Source organism: Streptomyces sp. P9(2023), assembly GCF_032436795.1.
Lineage (GTDB): Bacteria > Actinomycetota > Actinomycetes > Streptomycetales > Streptomycetaceae > Streptomyces.
This window is the reverse complement of record NZ_JAUPWM010000014.1, coordinates 99,812-114,881: the sequence shown is the minus strand read 5'-3', so window position 1 is coordinate 114,881 and position 15,070 is coordinate 99,812. Positions and strand designations below refer to the sequence as shown.

General features: G+C 69.6%; 16 protein-coding genes. 2 read left to right on the top strand and 14 right to left on the bottom strand.

Features of this window, described 5'->3' with window-relative positions; genetic code table 11:
* Positions 1-7: 7 nt before the first annotated feature.
* Genes nuoK through Q5762_RS20075 form a run of 12 tightly spaced genes read right to left on the bottom strand, consistent with a single transcriptional unit; the run spans position 8 to position 10,915 of the window.
* Positions 8-307: an NADH-quinone oxidoreductase subunit NuoK gene (gene nuoK, locus Q5762_RS20130; RefSeq protein ID WP_069927518.1), complete on the bottom strand. Its 300-nt coding sequence runs from the start codon at positions 305-307 to the stop codon at positions 8-10.
* Positions 304-1,200 carry an NADH-quinone oxidoreductase subunit J gene (locus Q5762_RS20125; RefSeq protein WP_315893553.1) on the bottom strand — a complete coding sequence of 299 codons (897 nt, stop codon included), beginning with the start codon at positions 1,198-1,200 and terminating at the stop codon, positions 304-306. Before Q5762_RS20125 ends, nuoK begins: the two co-directional genes overlap by 4 nt.
* Complete coding sequence (gene nuoI, locus Q5762_RS20120; RefSeq protein ID WP_315893552.1) at positions 1,197-1,793, bottom strand: NADH-quinone oxidoreductase subunit NuoI; 597 nt, start codon at positions 1,791-1,793, stop codon at positions 1,197-1,199. The genes Q5762_RS20125 and nuoI overlap by 4 nt, the downstream gene beginning before the upstream one ends.
* Complete coding sequence (gene nuoH / locus Q5762_RS20115; RefSeq protein WP_315893551.1) at positions 1,768-3,153, bottom strand: NADH-quinone oxidoreductase subunit NuoH; 1,386 nt, start codon at positions 3,151-3,153, stop codon at positions 1,768-1,770. The genes nuoI and nuoH overlap by 26 nt, the downstream gene beginning before the upstream one ends.
* Entirely contained in the window at positions 3,150-3,329 is a 180-nt protein-coding gene (locus tag Q5762_RS20110; protein ID WP_315893550.1) for a hypothetical protein, read from the bottom strand. Before Q5762_RS20110 ends, nuoH begins: the two co-directional genes overlap by 4 nt.
* Positions 3,326-5,848: an NADH-quinone oxidoreductase subunit G gene (locus tag Q5762_RS20105; protein ID WP_315893549.1), complete on the bottom strand. Its 2,523-nt coding sequence runs from the start codon at positions 5,846-5,848 to the stop codon at positions 3,326-3,328. Before Q5762_RS20105 ends, Q5762_RS20110 begins: the two co-directional genes overlap by 4 nt.
* Positions 5,845-7,194 (bottom strand): NADH-quinone oxidoreductase subunit NuoF, encoded by a 1,350-nt coding sequence (gene nuoF, locus Q5762_RS20100; protein ID WP_315893548.1) that lies wholly within the window; start codon positions 7,192-7,194, stop codon positions 5,845-5,847. The genes Q5762_RS20105 and nuoF overlap by 4 nt, the downstream gene beginning before the upstream one ends.
* Positions 7,194-7,937: an NADH-quinone oxidoreductase subunit NuoE gene (gene nuoE, locus Q5762_RS20095; protein WP_315893547.1), complete on the bottom strand. Its 744-nt coding sequence runs from the start codon at positions 7,935-7,937 to the stop codon at positions 7,194-7,196. The genes nuoF and nuoE overlap by 1 nt, the downstream gene beginning before the upstream one ends.
* Complete coding sequence (locus tag Q5762_RS20090) at positions 7,934-9,256, bottom strand: NADH-quinone oxidoreductase subunit D (RefSeq protein ID WP_315893546.1); 1,323 nt, start codon at positions 9,254-9,256, stop codon at positions 7,934-7,936. Before Q5762_RS20090 ends, nuoE begins: the two co-directional genes overlap by 4 nt.
* Positions 9,256-9,987 (bottom strand): NADH-quinone oxidoreductase subunit C, encoded by a 732-nt coding sequence (locus Q5762_RS20085; RefSeq protein ID WP_315893545.1) that lies wholly within the window; start codon positions 9,985-9,987, stop codon positions 9,256-9,258. The genes Q5762_RS20090 and Q5762_RS20085 overlap by 1 nt, the downstream gene beginning before the upstream one ends.
* Positions 9,984-10,538: an NADH-quinone oxidoreductase subunit B family protein gene (locus Q5762_RS20080; RefSeq protein ID WP_315893544.1), complete on the bottom strand. Its 555-nt coding sequence runs from the start codon at positions 10,536-10,538 to the stop codon at positions 9,984-9,986. Before Q5762_RS20080 ends, Q5762_RS20085 begins: the two co-directional genes overlap by 4 nt.
* A gap of 17 nt (positions 10,539-10,555) precedes the next feature.
* Positions 10,556-10,915 carry an NADH-quinone oxidoreductase subunit A gene (locus tag Q5762_RS20075; protein WP_003992243.1) on the bottom strand — a complete coding sequence of 120 codons (360 nt, stop codon included), beginning with the start codon at positions 10,913-10,915 and terminating at the stop codon, positions 10,556-10,558.
* Between the two features lie 690 nt (positions 10,916-11,605).
* Between Q5762_RS20075 and Q5762_RS20070 the strand changes: the two genes are divergently transcribed.
* Positions 11,606-12,439 (top strand): C40 family peptidase, encoded by an 834-nt coding sequence (locus Q5762_RS20070; RefSeq protein ID WP_315893543.1) that lies wholly within the window; start codon positions 11,606-11,608, stop codon positions 12,437-12,439.
* A gap of 118 nt (positions 12,440-12,557) precedes the next feature.
* Complete coding sequence (locus Q5762_RS20065; RefSeq protein WP_399495208.1) at positions 12,558-12,716, top strand: hypothetical protein; 159 nt, start codon at positions 12,558-12,560, stop codon at positions 12,714-12,716.
* Here the strand turns inward: Q5762_RS20065 and Q5762_RS20060 are convergent.
* Together Q5762_RS20060 and Q5762_RS20055 are read right to left on the bottom strand one after the other, a co-directional pair.
* Positions 12,682-14,019: a geranylgeranyl reductase family protein gene (locus tag Q5762_RS20060; RefSeq protein ID WP_315893542.1), complete on the bottom strand. Its 1,338-nt coding sequence runs from the start codon at positions 14,017-14,019 to the stop codon at positions 12,682-12,684. The genes Q5762_RS20065 and Q5762_RS20060 overlap by 35 nt on opposite strands.
* 131 nt (positions 14,020-14,150) lie before the next feature.
* Positions 14,151-15,068 (bottom strand): glutaminase, encoded by a 918-nt coding sequence (locus Q5762_RS20055; RefSeq protein WP_315893541.1) that lies wholly within the window; start codon positions 15,066-15,068, stop codon positions 14,151-14,153.
* Positions 15,069-15,070: the final 2 nt, after the last annotated feature.

Below are 15,070 nucleotides of genomic sequence, written 5' to 3'. Positions count from 1 at the left end.
CAGCCCCTCACAGCTTCATCAGGCTGGCGTCGTCGACCGAGGCCGAGTGGCGGGAACGGAACAGCGACACGATGATCGCGAGCCCGACGACGACCTCCGCGGCGGCGACGACCATCGTGAAGAAGGCGATGATCTGGCCGTCGAGGTTGCCGTGCATCCGGGAGAAGGCGACGAACGCGAGGTTGCAGGCGTTGAGCATCAGCTCGACGCACATGAAGACCACGATCGCGTTGCGCCGGATCAGCACCCCGGCCGCGCCGATGGTGAACAACAGGGCGGCGAGATAGAGATAGTTGACGGGATTCATCGCGAGGCCTCCTCTTCGTCCCGGTCCCCGGCGGCGTTACGGCCCCCGGCGTCGTTACGGCCCCCGGCGTCGTCCCGGTCGCGGCCGAGCCGCTCCTGCGAGCGCTGCTCCAGCGCCTTCAGGTCGGCCAGCGCCTCGCCGGACACGTCGCGGACCTGGCCGCGCTTGCGCAGCGTCTGCATCACGGTCAGCTCGGCGGTCGTGCCGTCGGGCAGCAGACCGGGGATGTCCACCGCGTTGTGCCGGGCGTACACACCCGGCGCGGGCAGCGGCGGCACGTGCTTGCCTTCCCGTACGCGCTGCTCCGACAGCTCCCGCTGGGTGCGGGCCCGTTCGGTGCGCTCGCGGTGGGTGAGGACCATCGCGCCGACGGCCGCCGTGATGAGCAGCGCGCCGGTGATCTCGAAGGCGAAGACGTACTTGGTGAAGATGAGAGCCGCGAGGCCCTCCACGTTCCCTCCGTACGCCCCGTTGGCCGCGCCGAGTCCGTTGAACTCCGTCAGGGAGGCCTGGCCGATGCCGGCGATCAGCAGCATGCCGAAGCCGAGCCCGCAGAGGGCGGCCCACCAGCGCTGGCCCTTGATGGTCTCCTTCAGCGAGTCCGCGGCCGTGACACCGACCAGCATGACGATGAAGAGGAAGAGCATCATGATCGCGCCGGTGTAGACGACGATCTGGACGATGCCGAGGAAGTACGCCCCGTTGGCGAGGTAGAAGACCGCCAGGATGATCATCGTGCCCGCCAGCGAGAGGGCGCTGTGCATGGCCTTCTTCATCAGGACCGTGGCCAGCGCGCCGATCACGGCGACGGTGCCGAGGACCCAGAACTGGAAGGCCTCGCCGCCGGAGGTGGTGTAGGCGGCCAGGGTCTCCGACGCGAGGGCGGCGCTCATGCGTCCACCTCTTCCGGCTCGCCCTTCTCCCCCTTGGACGTGGCGACCTGCTGGACCGTGCCCGGGGCGGCCTCGCTGACCAGGCCCCGGTAGTAGTCCTGCTCGTCCATGCCCGGGAAGATCGCGTGCGGGGCGTCGACCATGCCCTCCTCAAGGCCCGCGAGGAGCTGCTCCTTGGTGAAGATCAGGTTCGCCCGCGAGGTGTCGGCCAGCTCGAACTCGTTCGTCATCGTCAGCGCCCGCGTGGGGCAGGCCTCGATGCACAGCCCGCAGAAGATGCAGCGGGCGTAGTTGATCTGGTAGACGCTTCCGTACCGCTCGCCCGGGGAGTAGCGCTCCTCGTCGGTGTTGTCCGCGCCCTCCACGTAGATGGCGTCGGCGGGACAGGCCCAGGCGCACAGCTCGCAGCCCACGCACTTCTCAAGTCCGTCCGGATGACGGTTGAGCTGGTGCCGGCCGTGGAAGCGGGGCGCCGTCGTCTTGCGCTCCTCCGGGTACTGCTCGGTCAGCCGCTTCTTGAACATGGCCTTGAAGGTCACGCCGAAGCCGGCCACCGGATTCTGGAAATCAGACACCGTCCGTCTCCTTTCCATCACTCGCAGTAGCAGTATCGGGGGCGCCACTGACAACCAGGTCGCGATCGGCTCGCGGCCTGCGCCGCGGCACGGGCGGCAGGGACTGTCCGGGCTTGGGCGGTACGGGGAATCCGCCGGCCATCGGGTCGAACGGGGGCTCGTCCTCGACCTCCAGGGCCTTGGCCCGTTTGTCGCGGAACACGTCGGCGACGAAGGAGAGCAGCAGGACGGCGACGACGGCACCGGCGACGTACAGCACGATGTTCTGGAAGGCGACGTTCTCGTTGCGCAGGGCGCGGACGGTGGCGACCAGCATCAGCCAGAGCACCGAGACCGGGATGAGGACCTTCCAGCCGAGCTTCATCAGCTGGTCGTAGCGGACGCGGGGCAGGGTGCCGCGCAGCCAGATGAAGAAGAAGAGCAGCAGCTGGACCTTGAGGACGAACCAGAGCATCGGCCACCAGCCGTGGTTCGCGCCCTCCCAGAAGGTGGAGATGGGGTACGGGGCGCGCCAGCCACCGAGGAAGAGCGTCACGGAGACGGCGGAGACCGTCACCATGTTCACGTACTCGGCGAGCATGAACATCGCGAACTTGATGGAGGAGTACTCGGTGTTGAAGCCGCCGACGAGGTCGCCCTCGGACTCCGGCATGTCGAACGGGGCGCGGTTGGTCTCGCCGACCATCGTGACGATGTAGATGATGAACGAGACCGGCAGCAGGATGACGAACCAGCGGTCCGCCTGCGCCTCGACGATCGCCGAGGTCGACATCGACCCGGAGTAGAGGAAGACGGAGGCGAACGCGGCGCCCATGGCGATCTCGTACGAGATCATCTGGGCGGCGGAGCGCAGGCCGCCGAGGAGCGGGTACGTGGAGCCGGAGGACCAGCCGGCGAGCACGATGCCGTAGATGCCGACGGAGGCGATGGCGAGGACGTACAGCATCGCGATCGGCAGGTCGGTGAGCTGCATCGTGGTGCGGTGCCCGAAGATCGAGACCTCGTTGCCGGCCGGGCCGAACGGGATCACGGCGATGGCCATGAACGCGGGGGCGGCGGCGATGATCGGCGCGAGGATGTAGACGACCTTGTCGGCGCGCTTGACGACGACGTCCTCCTTCAGCATCAGCTTGATGCCGTCCGCGAGGGACTGGAGGAGACCCCAGGGTCCGTGCCGGTTGGGCCCGATGCGCAGCTGCATCCAGGCGACGACCTTGCGCTCCCACACGATGGAGAAGAGCACGGTGACCATGAGGAAGGCGAAGCAGAAGACCGCCTTGATCAGAACGAGCCACCAGGGGTCGGTCCCGAACATGGAGAGGTCTTCGGCAGCGAGGACGCTGCGCTGTGCGTCCGCGAGTTGAGCGAGGCCCGTCATGAGCGCACCTCCCGTGCGGGGGCGGCCGGGGCTTCGCCCGGCCGGACGACATGGGTACGGGCGGTCGGGCCCGGCGCGGTGGGCGCGACGGCGGCCGCACGGCCCGGCGCGGGCCGCTGGGCGCGTCCGGCGGGGCGGGTGCCGCAGCCGGTGGCGCGCGGGACGAGCGTGGTCACGCGCCCACCTCCGTCGAGGTCGCCGCGCCGATGCGGACCACGGTGCCCGGGTGGGCGCCGGTGTCGGAGAGGACGCCGCCGCCGGCCGAGTTGAGGGGGAGCCAGACCACTCGGTCGGGCATCTCCGTCACCTGGAGCGGGAAGCGGGTGGTACCCGCCGGGCCGGTGACGGCGAGGACGTCGCCGTCCTTGACCCCCGTCTCGGCGGCGGTGGTGGCCGAGAGCCGGGCGACGGCCGCGTGGCGGGTGCCCGCGAGCGCCGTGTCGCCCTCCTGGAGCCGGCCGAGGTCGAGCAGGAGCCGGTGGCCGGCGAGAACCGCCTCGCCGTCGCCCGGGCGGGGCGCGGCCTGGGCGGGCTCGGTCGGCTCGGAGGCCCGCTGGCCGGTCCAGCCGCCGAGCCGGTCCAGCTCCCGGCGGACCGACCGCAGGTCGGGCAGGGCCAGGTGGGCGTCGAGGGCGTCGGCGAGCATGTGGAGCACGCGCGCGTCCGCCGGCGGCAGCGTCCGGGTCATCTGCTCGGGCTTGAGCGCGGCCTCGAAGAGCCGTGCCCTGCCTTCCCAGTTGAGGAAGGTGCCGGGCTTCTCGGCGACCGCGGCGACCGGCAGGACCACGTCGGCCCGCTCGGTGACCTCGCTCGGCCGCAGCTCCAGGGAGACCACGAACGCCGCGTCGAGCGCCTCACGCGCGCGTGCCGGGTCCGGCAGGTCGCGGAGCTCGACGGCGCCGACGAGCAGCGCGCCCAGTTCGCCGGTGGCCGCGGCCTCGACGATCTGGCCGGTGTCGCGGCCGTAGCCGTGCGGCAGGTCGCGTACGCCCCAGGCGGCCGCGACCTCCTCACGCGCGCGTGGGTCGGTCGCGGGGCGGCCGCCGGGCAGCAGCGTCGGGATCGCGCCGGCTTCGAGCGCGCCGCGCTCACCGGCCCGGCGCGGGATCCACACCAGCTTCGCGCCGGTCGCGGTCGCCGTCCGTACGGCGGCGCTCAGCCCGCCCGGTACGGCGGCGAGCCGCTCGCCGACCACGAGGACCGCACCGTCCTGGCGCAGCGCCTCCGCCGCCCGCATGCCGGCCTCGTCGAGTCCGGTACGGGAGGTCAGCGCGTCCAGCCACTCCGTCTCGGTGCCGGGCGCGGCCGGCAGCAGCGTGCCGCCCGCCTTCTGCAGGCCCCGGGTCGCGAACGCGGCCAGCGCGTACGTCTGCTGGCCGTGCTTCCGCCAGGCCTTCCGCAGCCGCAGGAAGACGCCGGGCGCCTCCTCCTCGGACTCGAAACCGACGAGCAGGACCGCCGGGGCGGCTTCGAGGGAGGTGTACGTGACCCCCGAGCCTCCCCCAAGTTCTCGGCTTCGCTCGAACAGGGAGGTGCCCCCAAGGTCCCGCCCACGCCCCGCGACGGTGGAGGCCAGGAAGTCGGCCTCCTCGCTGGAGTGCACCCGGGCCCGGAAGTCGACGTCGTTCGTGTCGAGCGCGACCCGGGCGAACTTGGCGTACGCGTAGGCGTCCTCGAAGGTCAGCCGCCCGCCGGCCAGGACGCCGGTACGGCCCCGGACCAGTCCACGCGCCGCCGCCTCCAGGGCCTCCGGCCAGGACGCCGCTTCGAGGACACCCGTCTCCGGGTTCCGTACGAGCGGAGTCGTCAGCCGGTCACGCTGCTGGGCGTACCGGAACGCGAACCGTCCCTTGTCGCACACCCACTCCTCGTTGACCTCCGGGTCCTCCGCCGCGAGCCGCCGCATGACCTTGCCGCGCCGGTGGTCGGTGCGCGTCGCGCAGCCGCCCGCGCAGTGCTCGCAGACGCTCGGCGAGGAGACGAGGTCGAAGGGGCGGGAGCGGAACCGGTACGCCGCCGAGGTCAGCGCGCCCACCGGACAGATCTGGATCGTGTTCCCGGAGAAGTACGACTCGAACGGGTCGCCCTCGCCCGTGCCGACCTGCTGGAGCGCGCCCCGCTCGAGCAGCTCGATCATCGGGTCGCCGGCGATCTGGTTGGAGAACCGGGTGCAGCGCGCGCACAGCACGCACCGCTCGCGGTCCAGCAGCACCTGGGTGGAGATCGGTACCGGCTTCTCGAAGGTCCGCTTGTGGCCCTCGAAGCGGGACTCGGCCTGCCCGTGCGACATCGCCTGGTTCTGCAGCGGGCACTCGCCGCCCTTGTCGCAGACCGGGCAGTCCAGCGGGTGGTTGATGAGCAGCAGCTCCATCACCCCGTGCTGCGCCTTCTCGGCGACCGGCGAGGTCAGCTGCGACTTCACCACCATGCCGTCGGTGCAGGTGATGGTGCAGGACGCCATCGGCTTGCGCTGGCCCTCGACCTCGACGATGCACTGCCGGCAGGCGCCGGCCGGGTCGAGGAGCGGGTGGTCGCAGAACCTCGGGATCTCGATGCCGAGCTGCTCGGCGGCGCGGATGACCAGGGTCCCCTTGGGGACGGAGATCTCGGCGCCGTCGATGGTCAGCGTGACGAGGTCCTCGGGCGGTACCGCGGGGGAACCCCCGCCGGCGGAGCCGGCCGTGGTGACCGTCATGCCGTCACCTCCTTGTGGTTGTCCGCCCAGGCGGTCGACTTGGCCGGGTCGAAGGGGCAGCCCCGGCCGGTGATGTGCTGCTCGTACTCCTCGCGGAAGTACTTCAGCGAGGAGAAGATCGGGGAGGCGGCGCCGTCGCCGAGCGCGCAGAACGACTTGCCGTTGATGTTGTCGGCGATGTCGTTCAGCTTGTCGAGGTCGGACATGACGCCCTTGCCGGCCTCGATGTCGCGGAGCAACTGCACCAGCCAGTACGTGCCTTCACGGCACGGCGTGCACTTGCCGCAGGACTCGTGGGCGTAGAACTCGGTCCACCGGGTCACCGCGCGCACCACGCACGTCGTCTCGTCGAAGCACTGGAGCGCCTTGGTGCCGAGCATCGAGCCGGCCGCGCCCACGCCCTCGTAGTCGAGCGGGACGTCGAGGTGCTCGTCGGTGAACATCGGGGTGGAGGAGCCGCCCGGGGTCCAGAACTTGAGCCGGTGGCCCGGCCGCATCCCGCCGCTCATGTCGAGCAGCTGGCGCAGCGTGATCCCGAGCGGGGCCTCGTACTGGCCCGGCGAGGCGACGTGGCCGCTGAGCGAGTAGAGGGTGAAGCCCGGGGACTTCTCGCTGCCCATCGACTTGAACCAGTCCTTGCCCCGGTTCATGATCGCGGGAACGGACGCGATGGACTCGACGTTGTTCACCACGGTGGGGCACGCGTACAGACCGGCGACCGCGGGGAAGGGGGGACGCAGCCGGGGCTGGCCGCGCCGTCCTTCGAGCGAGTCGAGCAGCGCGGTCTCCTCGCCGCAGATGTACGCGCCGGCGCCCGCGTGCACGGTGAGTTCGAGGTCGAGTCCGCTGCCGAGGACGTTCTCGCCGAGGTACCCGGCCTCGTACGCCTCGCGCACCGCCTCGTGGAGGCGGCGCAGTACGGGGACGACCTCGCCGCGCAGATAGATGAAGGCGTGGTTCGAGCGGATCGCGTAACAGGCGATCACGATGCCCTCGATGAGCGAGTGCGGGTTGGCGAAGAGGAGCGGGATGTCCTTGCAGGTGCCCGGCTCGGACTCGTCGGCGTTCACGACCAGGTAGTGCGGCTTGCCGTCGCCCTGCGGAATGAACTGCCACTTCATTCCGGTGGGGAAGCCGGCGCCGCCGCGGCCGCGCAGACCGGAGTCCTTGACGTACGCGATGACCTCGTCGGGCGACATCGCGAGGGCCTTCCGCAGGCCCTCGTACCCCTCGTGCCTCTTGTACGTCTCCAGGGTCCAGGCGTTCGGCTGGTCCCAGAACGCCGAAAGGACCGGCGCGAGAAGCTTCTCGGGGCTGCTGTTGTTGATCTCGGCTGCCAAGGTCATCACTCCCCCTCCCCACTGGCTGATTCGCCGCGCGGGTGGACGATCTTGTGGTGCGGGGTCTCGCCCTTGGCAAGCCGCAGCCCGACGAGCGAGGCCGGGCCGGCCCCTCCGGTGGCCTCGACGGCCCCCTCGCGCTCGTCGGGGAAGCCGGCCAGGATGCGGGCGGTCTCCTTGTACGTGCAGAGGGGCGCGCCGCGCGTCGGTTCGACGGGGCGGCCGGCCCGCAGGTCGTCGACGATCTTCTTCGCGGACGCGGGCGTCTGGTTGTCGAAGAACTCCCAGTTGACCATCATCACGGGCGCGAAGTCGCAGGCCGCGTTGCACTCGATGTGCTCCAGCGTGACCTTGCCGTCCTCGGTCGTCTCGTCGTTGCCGACGCCGAGGTGCTCCTTCAGCTCCTCGAAGATGGCGTCGCCGCCCATGACCGCGCAGAGCGTGTTGGTGCAGACGCCGACCTGGTAGTCGCCCGACGGCTTGCGCCGGTACATCGTGTAGAAGGTGGCGACCGCGGTGACCTCGGCGGTGGTCAGGTCGAGCACCTCGGCGCAGAACCTCATGCCGGTACGGGTCACATGGCCCTCCTCCGACTGCACGAGGTGCAGCAGCGGCAGGAGCGCGGAGCGGGACCCCGGGTAGCGGGCGATGATCTCCTTGGCGTCCGCCTCCAGCCGGGCGCGTACCTCGGCCGGGTAGTCGGGGGCGGGGAGCTGGGGCATCCCGAGACTGGTCTGTCCGTCCGTCATCGGTCGACGCCTCCCATCACGGGGTCGATGGACGCGACGGCGACGATGACGTCGGCGACCTGGCCGCCCTCACACATCGCCGCCATGGCCTGCAGGTTGGTGAAGGACGGGTCGCGGAAGTGGACCCGGTAGGGGCGGGTGCCGCCGTCGGAGACGACGTGCACGCCCAGTTCGCCCTTGGGCGATTCGACGGCCGCGTAGGTCTGTCCGGCGGGGACCCGGAAGCCCTCGGTGACCAGCTTGAAGTGGTGGATCAGGGCCTCCATGGAGGTGCCCATGATCTTCTTGATGTGGTCGAGGGAGTTGCCGAGTCCGTCCGGGCCGAGCGCGAGCTGCGCGGGCCAGGCGATCTTCTTGTCTTCGACCATGACCGGGCCGGGCTCAAGGCGGTCGAGGCACTGCTCGACGATCCGCAGCGACTGCCGCATCTCCTCCAGGCGGACCAGGAAGCGGCCGTAGGCGTCGCAGGTGTCGGCGGTCGGGATGTCGAACTCGTAGTTCTCGTAGCCGCAGTACGGGTCGGTCCTGCGCAGGTCGTGCGGGAGGCCCGCGGAGCGCAGCATCGGTCCGGTGACGCCGAGCGCCATGCAGCCGGCGAGGTCGAGGTAGCCGACGTTCTGCATGCGGGCCTTGAAGATGGGGTTGCCGGTGGCGAGCTTGTCGTACTCCGGCAGGTTCTTCTTCATGGTCTTCACGAACTCGCGCACGGCGTCGACCGCGCCGGGCGGGAGGTCCTGGGCGAGGCCGCCGGGGCGGATGAACGCGTGGTTCATGCGCAGGCCGGTGATCAGCTCGTACAGGTCCAGGATCATCTCGCGGTCCCGGAAGCCGTAGATCATGATCGTGGTGGCGCCCAGCTCCATGCCGCCGGTGGCGATGGCCACCAGGTGGGAGGAGAGCCGGTTGAGCTCCATCAGCATCACGCGGACGACCGTGGCGCGGTCCGGGATCTGGTCGGTGATGCCGAGCAGCTTCTCGACGCCCAGGCAGTACGCCGTCTCGTTGTAGAACGAGGTGAGGTAGTCCATGCGCGTGACGAAGGTGGTGCCCTGCGTCCAGTTCCGGAACTCGAGGTTCTTCTCGATGCCGGTGTGGAGGTAGCCGATGCCGCAGCGGGCCTCGGTGACGGTCTCGCCGTCGATCTCCAGGATGAGCCGGAGCACGCCGTGCGTGGACGGGTGCTGCGGGCCCATGTTGACGATGATGCGCTCGTCGTCGGCCTTGGCGGCGGCCTCGACGACTTCTTCCCAGTCGCCGCCGGTGACGGTGTAGACGGTGCCTTCGGTGGTCTCACGGGCGGAGGCGTGTTCAGTGCTCATCAGCTGTACGACCTCCGCTGGTCAGGAGCCGGGATCTGGGCGCCCTTGTATTCGACGGCGATGCCGCCGAGGGGGTAGTCCTTGCGCTGCGGGAAGCCCTGCCAGTCGTCCGGCATCATGATCCGGGTGAGGGCGGGGTGGCCGTCGAAGACGATGCCGAAGAAGTCGTACGTCTCGCGCTCGTGCCAGTCGTTGGTCGGATAGACCGCGACCAGCGACGGGATGTGCGGGTCGGCGTCCGGGGCGGACACCTCCAGGCGGATCAGCCGGCCGTGGGTGAGCGAGCGCAGGTGGTAGACGGCGTGCAGCTCGCGGCCCTTGTCGCCGAGGTAGTGGACGCCCGAGACTCCCGTACAGAGCTCGAAGCGCAGGGCCGGGTCGTCGCGCAGCGTGCGGGCGACGCGGACGAGGTGCTCGCGGGCGATGTGGAAGGTGATCTCGCCGCGGTCGACGACCGTCTTCTCGATGGCGTTCCCGGGCAGGAGCCCCTGCTCGTCGAGGGCGCCCTCGAGTTCGTCGGCCACCTCGTCGAACCAGCCGCCGTACGGGCGGGTGGCCGCGCCGGGGAGGCGTACGGAGCGGACCAGGCCGCTGTAGCCCGAGGTGTCGCCGCCGTTGTTGGCGCCGAACATCCCGCGCTGGACGCGGACCTCCTCGCCGTGCTCCCCGCGCTGCCCCGGAAGGTTCTGCTCGGAGAGCTCCTTCTCGGGGTTCGGAGTCTCGTCACTCACCGGAGCAGACCCTTCATCTCGATGGTCGGCAGGGCCTTGAGCGCCGCTTCCTCCGCCTCGCGGGCCGCCTCCTCGGCGTTCACGCCGAGCGGGGAGGTCTGGATCTTCTGGTGGAGCTTGAGAATCGCGTCCAACAGCATCTCCGGGCGCGGCGGGCAACCCGGCAAATAGATGTCAACCGGCACAACGTGGTCAACGCCCTGCACAATCGCGTAATTATTGAACATTCCGCCCGAAGACGCGCAAACCCCCATGGAGATGACCCACTTGGGGTTCGGCATCTGGTCGTAGACCTGCCGCAGGACCGGCGCCATCTTCTGGCTGACCCGGCCCGCCACGATCATCAGGTCGGCCTGGCGCGGTGAGCCGCGGAAGACCTCCATGCCGAAGCGCGCCAGGTCGTAGCGGCCGGCGCCGGTCGTCATCATCTCGATGGCACAGCAGGCGAGGCCGAAGGTGGCGGGGAAGACGGATGACTTGCGCACCCAGCCCGCGGCCTGTTCGACCGTCGTCAGCAGAAAGCCGCTCGGCAGCTTCTCTTCGATTCCCATAGGTGCCCCTCAGCCCCTCAGTCCCATTCCAGGCCGCCGCGCCGCCACACATACGCGTAGGCGACGAAGACGGTGAGCACGAAGAGCAGCATCTCCACGAGCCCGAAGATCCCCAGGGCGTCGAAGGTGACCGCCCAGGGGTAGAGGAAGACGATCTCGATGTCGAAGACGATGAAGAGCATCGCCGTCAGGTAGTACTTGATGGGGAAACGGCCGCCTCCGGCCGGAGTGGGCGTCGGTTCGATGCCGCACTCGTACGCCTCAAGTTTCGCCCTGTTGTACCGCTTTGGGCCGATTAGCGTGGCCATGACCACGGAGAAGATCGCAAACCCCGCACCCAGGGCACCGAGCACGAGGATGGGCGCGTACGCATTCACGCTCCTCGCTCCTTCCAGTCGTCCTTGACCGTTGGACCGCACTGTCGGGCGCCTCGGCGGCGTAAAGATCGCCCCCATGTGAGGCAGTTCACAAGCCCGACTGCCCCGCATCCTATGCCCGCCCCTCTGTGATCTGCGACACGGGGTACGTCAACGAGTTTGTGATCTCCACCACCTGACGAAGGATCATGAAGTCGGATGAGCGGTGATCTTGGCACTCGAAGCGCCCAGGTGATCACCAGATGTGACATCCGGACTCGAAAGCGCTGGTCGGAGGGGTGCTGCACTATCAAGAGATGGTGACTACAGGCAAATTGGCGATGGACCCGCGTGGGTGATAAAGCGGTGGCCCGTCGCCCGGTCGAGGGGTCGGGCGGAGCGAAGTGGACGTGTGCGCCGGTTCACGAGTGAACCCGGGCGCCTGATGGACCCCTGATGTGACCTGCGCCACACCACAGGGGACTCAAAGAAATCGGGGCTTGGCCATCGGTGTGAAGAGGTGGTAAGCGGCGGTCAATTCGGACGTTTCATTGAAAACCCGTGATCAAGGGCCAGATGGGCCCTGCCCGAATTGCCCGATACGGCGTCAATAAGGCCGCCAGATAAGCGGATTAGGTGCTTCCGTACGTAACTGTGGCGCAACCCACGTTTCTTGAAGGGAACCGTGAAGCCCTGATAGCGGTTGTCCTCATGTCCCTCACCGCTCACATACCCAGCCACCGGAAGCCCCGCCGTAGCGCCTCGAAGCTCGCGCTCCGTGCCGGAGTTGCCGGTGGCGTCCTCGGCACCATCGCGGTGGCCGGTGCTGCCGGGCCGGCCAATGCCGAGCCGGTGACCGAGACCATCGAAATGCCCACCCTGGGCTCGCTCGACACCGACCTGGCGAGCGCCGTCTCCGCCTCGGCCGAGGCGTCCCAGCAGGAAGCCCTCGACCTGAGCCTGCAGGCCCAGGAGAAGGCCGCCCTGGAGAAGGCCGCCAAGGAAGCCAAGAAGGCCAAGGCCGAGGCGGACCGCAAGGCCGAGGCCGAGAAGGCCGAGAAGGCCCGCGAGGAGGCCCGCGAGCGCGCCTCCCGCACTCAGGCCCGCACCACGCTCTCCGCGCCCTCCTCCGGCTCCTCGTCGTCCTCCTCCGACAGCGGCTCGTCGGACAGCAGCACGCAGGCCCCCACCGGCTCCGCCGCCGCGATCGTGGCCTTCGCCCGCGCGCAGCTCGGCGACGCCTACGTCCTGGGCAGCACCGGTCCGAACTCCTGGGACTGCTCCAGCCTCCTCCAGGCCGCCTACCGCCAGGCCGGCATCAGCCTGCCCCGCGTTTCGAGCGACCAGTCGTCCATGGGTACGTCCGTCTCGCTCAGCAACCTGCAGCCGGGCGACATCCTGTACTGGGGCAGCCGCAGCAACTCGTACCACGTGGCCGTCTACGTGGGCGGCGGCAAGTACATCGGCGCGCAGAACCCGTCGACCGGTGTCGTCGAGCGCTCCCTGGACTGGGACATGCCGTCGGGCGCGGTCCGGATCCTCTGATCACCGCTTCCTGACGACGCGATCTTGACGACGAAAAGCCGTCACTCCTCGGGGGAGTGGCGGCTTTTCCCTCTTTGTCCTACTTACGGAACGTCTCGACGCGCGTGCCCAGACGCTCCTGGAGTCGACCGACCTGCCGGTGGAGCAGATCGGCGACCGCAGCGGGCTCGGTACGGCGGCGAATCTGCGCCGCCACTTCACACGGTCGGTCGGGGTGTCCCCGTCCGACTACCGGCGGGCGTTCAGGCCTTCGGGGCCACCTTCGAGAGGCCGTTGATGATGCGGTCCATCGCGTCGCCGCCGGTCGGGTCGGTGAGGTTGGCCAGCATCTTCAGCGTGAACTTCATCAGGACCGGGTGGGTCAGGCCGCGCTGGGTCGCGATCTTCATGATCTTCGGGTTGCCGATGATCTTCACGAAGGCGCGGCCGAGGGTGTAGTACCCGCCGTAGGTGTCCTTGAGGATCTTCGGGTAGTTGTGCAGGGCCAGTTCGCGCTGGGCCGGGGTCGCGCGGGCGTGCGCCTGGACGATGACGTCGGCCGCGAGCTGGCCGGACTCCATGGCGTACGCGATGCCCTCGCCGTTGAACGGGTTGACCAGGCCGCCCGCGTCACCGACGAGCAGCAGGCCCTTGGTGTAGTGCGGCTGGCGGTTGAAGGCCATCGGGAGGGCCGCGCCCCGGATCGGGGTCGTCATGTTCTCGGGCGTGTAGCCCCAGTCCTCCGGCATCGAGGCGCACCAGGCCTTGAGGACCTCGCGCCAGTCCAGCTCCTTGAAGGCGGAGGAGGAGTTGAGGATGCCGAGGCCGACGTTGGAGGTGCCGTCGCCCATGCCGAAGATCCAGCCGTAGCCGGGCAGCAGGCGGTCCTGCGGGCCGCGCCGGTCCCACAGCTCCAGCCAGGACTCCAGGTAGTCGTCGTCGTGGCGGGGGCTGGTGAAGTACGTCCGTACGGCCACGCCCATCGGCCGGTCCTCGCGCCGGTGCAGGCCCATGGCGAGGGAGAGCCGGGTGGAGTTGCCGTCGGCGGCGACGACGAGCGGCGCGTGGAAGGTGACCTCGCGCTTCTCCTCGCCGAGCTTGGCGGTCACGCCGGTGATGCGGCCGGTGCGGTCGTCGATGATCGGCGACTGGACGTTGCAGCGCTCGTACAGCCGGGCGCCGGCCTTCTGCGCCTGGCGCGCGAGCTGCTCGTCGAAGTCGTCGCGCTTGCGGACGAGTCCGTAGTCCGGGTACGAGGCGAGGTCCGGCCAGTCGAGCTGGAGCCGGACGCCGCCGCCGATGATGCGCAGGCCCTTGTTGCGCAGCCAGCCGGCCTCCTCGGAGATGTCGATCCCCATGGAGACGAGCTGCTTGGTGGCGCGGGGCGTGAGGCCGTCGCCGCAGACCTTCTCGCGGGGGAACGCGGTCTTCTCCAGGAGCAGGACGTCGAGTCCGGCCTTGGCGAGGTAGTACGCGGTGGTGGAGCCGGCGGGACCGGCCCCGACGACGATCACATCCGCTGTGTGCTCGGAGAGGGGCTGCTCGGTCACTGCGGGATCTCCCGAAGGCTCGATGGGGGGTGCCGGTACAGCACGGGACATCCGCAGTCTATGCAGGGGGAGAGAGAGCGAACCGAAGGGCCCGGCGTGGGCCGGACCGCGACGTGTCGGAGCCGTGGCCGCACGAGCGCCCGCCCTTCGGGCGGACGGGCGCGCTACGTCCGCCGTCCGCCCTAGAAGACCGACAGACCGGTCAGGGTCGTGAAACGGTCCAGGGCTGCGACGCCCGCCACGCTGTTGCCCCGCGCGTCCAGTCCGGGGCTCCAGACCGCGAGGGCGCAGCGACCCGGGACCACCGCGACGATCCCACCGCCCACTCCGCTTTTCCCGGGCAGCCCGACGCGGTAGGCGAACTCGCCCGCCGCGTCGTACGTTCCGCAGGTCAGCATCACCGCGTTGATCTGCTTGGCCTCGCTGCGGGACAGGAGACGGGAGCCGTCCGCCCGCAGGCCGTGGCGGGCCAGGAGACGGGCGGCGAGGGCGAGGTCCGCGCAGCTGGTCTCGATCGAGCACTGCCAGAAGTAGTGTTCGAGCAGAGACGGCACCGGGTTGTCGATATTGCCGTACGCGGCCATGAAGTGGGCCACGGCGGCGTTGCGGTCACCATGCTCGTGCTCGGAGGCCGCCACGTCGGCGTCGAAGCGCAGGTCGGGGTTCTGACTCTCCTGCCGCAGGAATTCCAGCACCTCACTGCTCGCGTCGCCTGTCAGGGTCTGCAGCCGGTCGGTGACCACCAGCGCGCCCGCGTTGATGAACGGGTTGCGCGGGATGCCGTTCTCGTACTCCAACTGCACCAGTGAGTTGAACGGGTTGCCGGACGGCTCTCTGCCGACCCGCTCCCACAGGCTGCCACCGCCCTCGGCGAGCGCCAGGGCGAGTGCGAAGACCTTGGTGATCGACTGCGCGGAGAACGGGGTGCGCCAGTCCCCGACCCCGTACAGCCCGCCGTCGACGTCGGCCAGAGCCATGCCGAACTGCGCCGGGTCCACGGACGCGAGAGCCGGTATGTACGCGGCCGGGGCTCCGGCCCCGACCAGCGGGGCGATCTCCGACGCGATCTGCTTCAGAACCGCCGGGTAGTTCGGCTCCATGT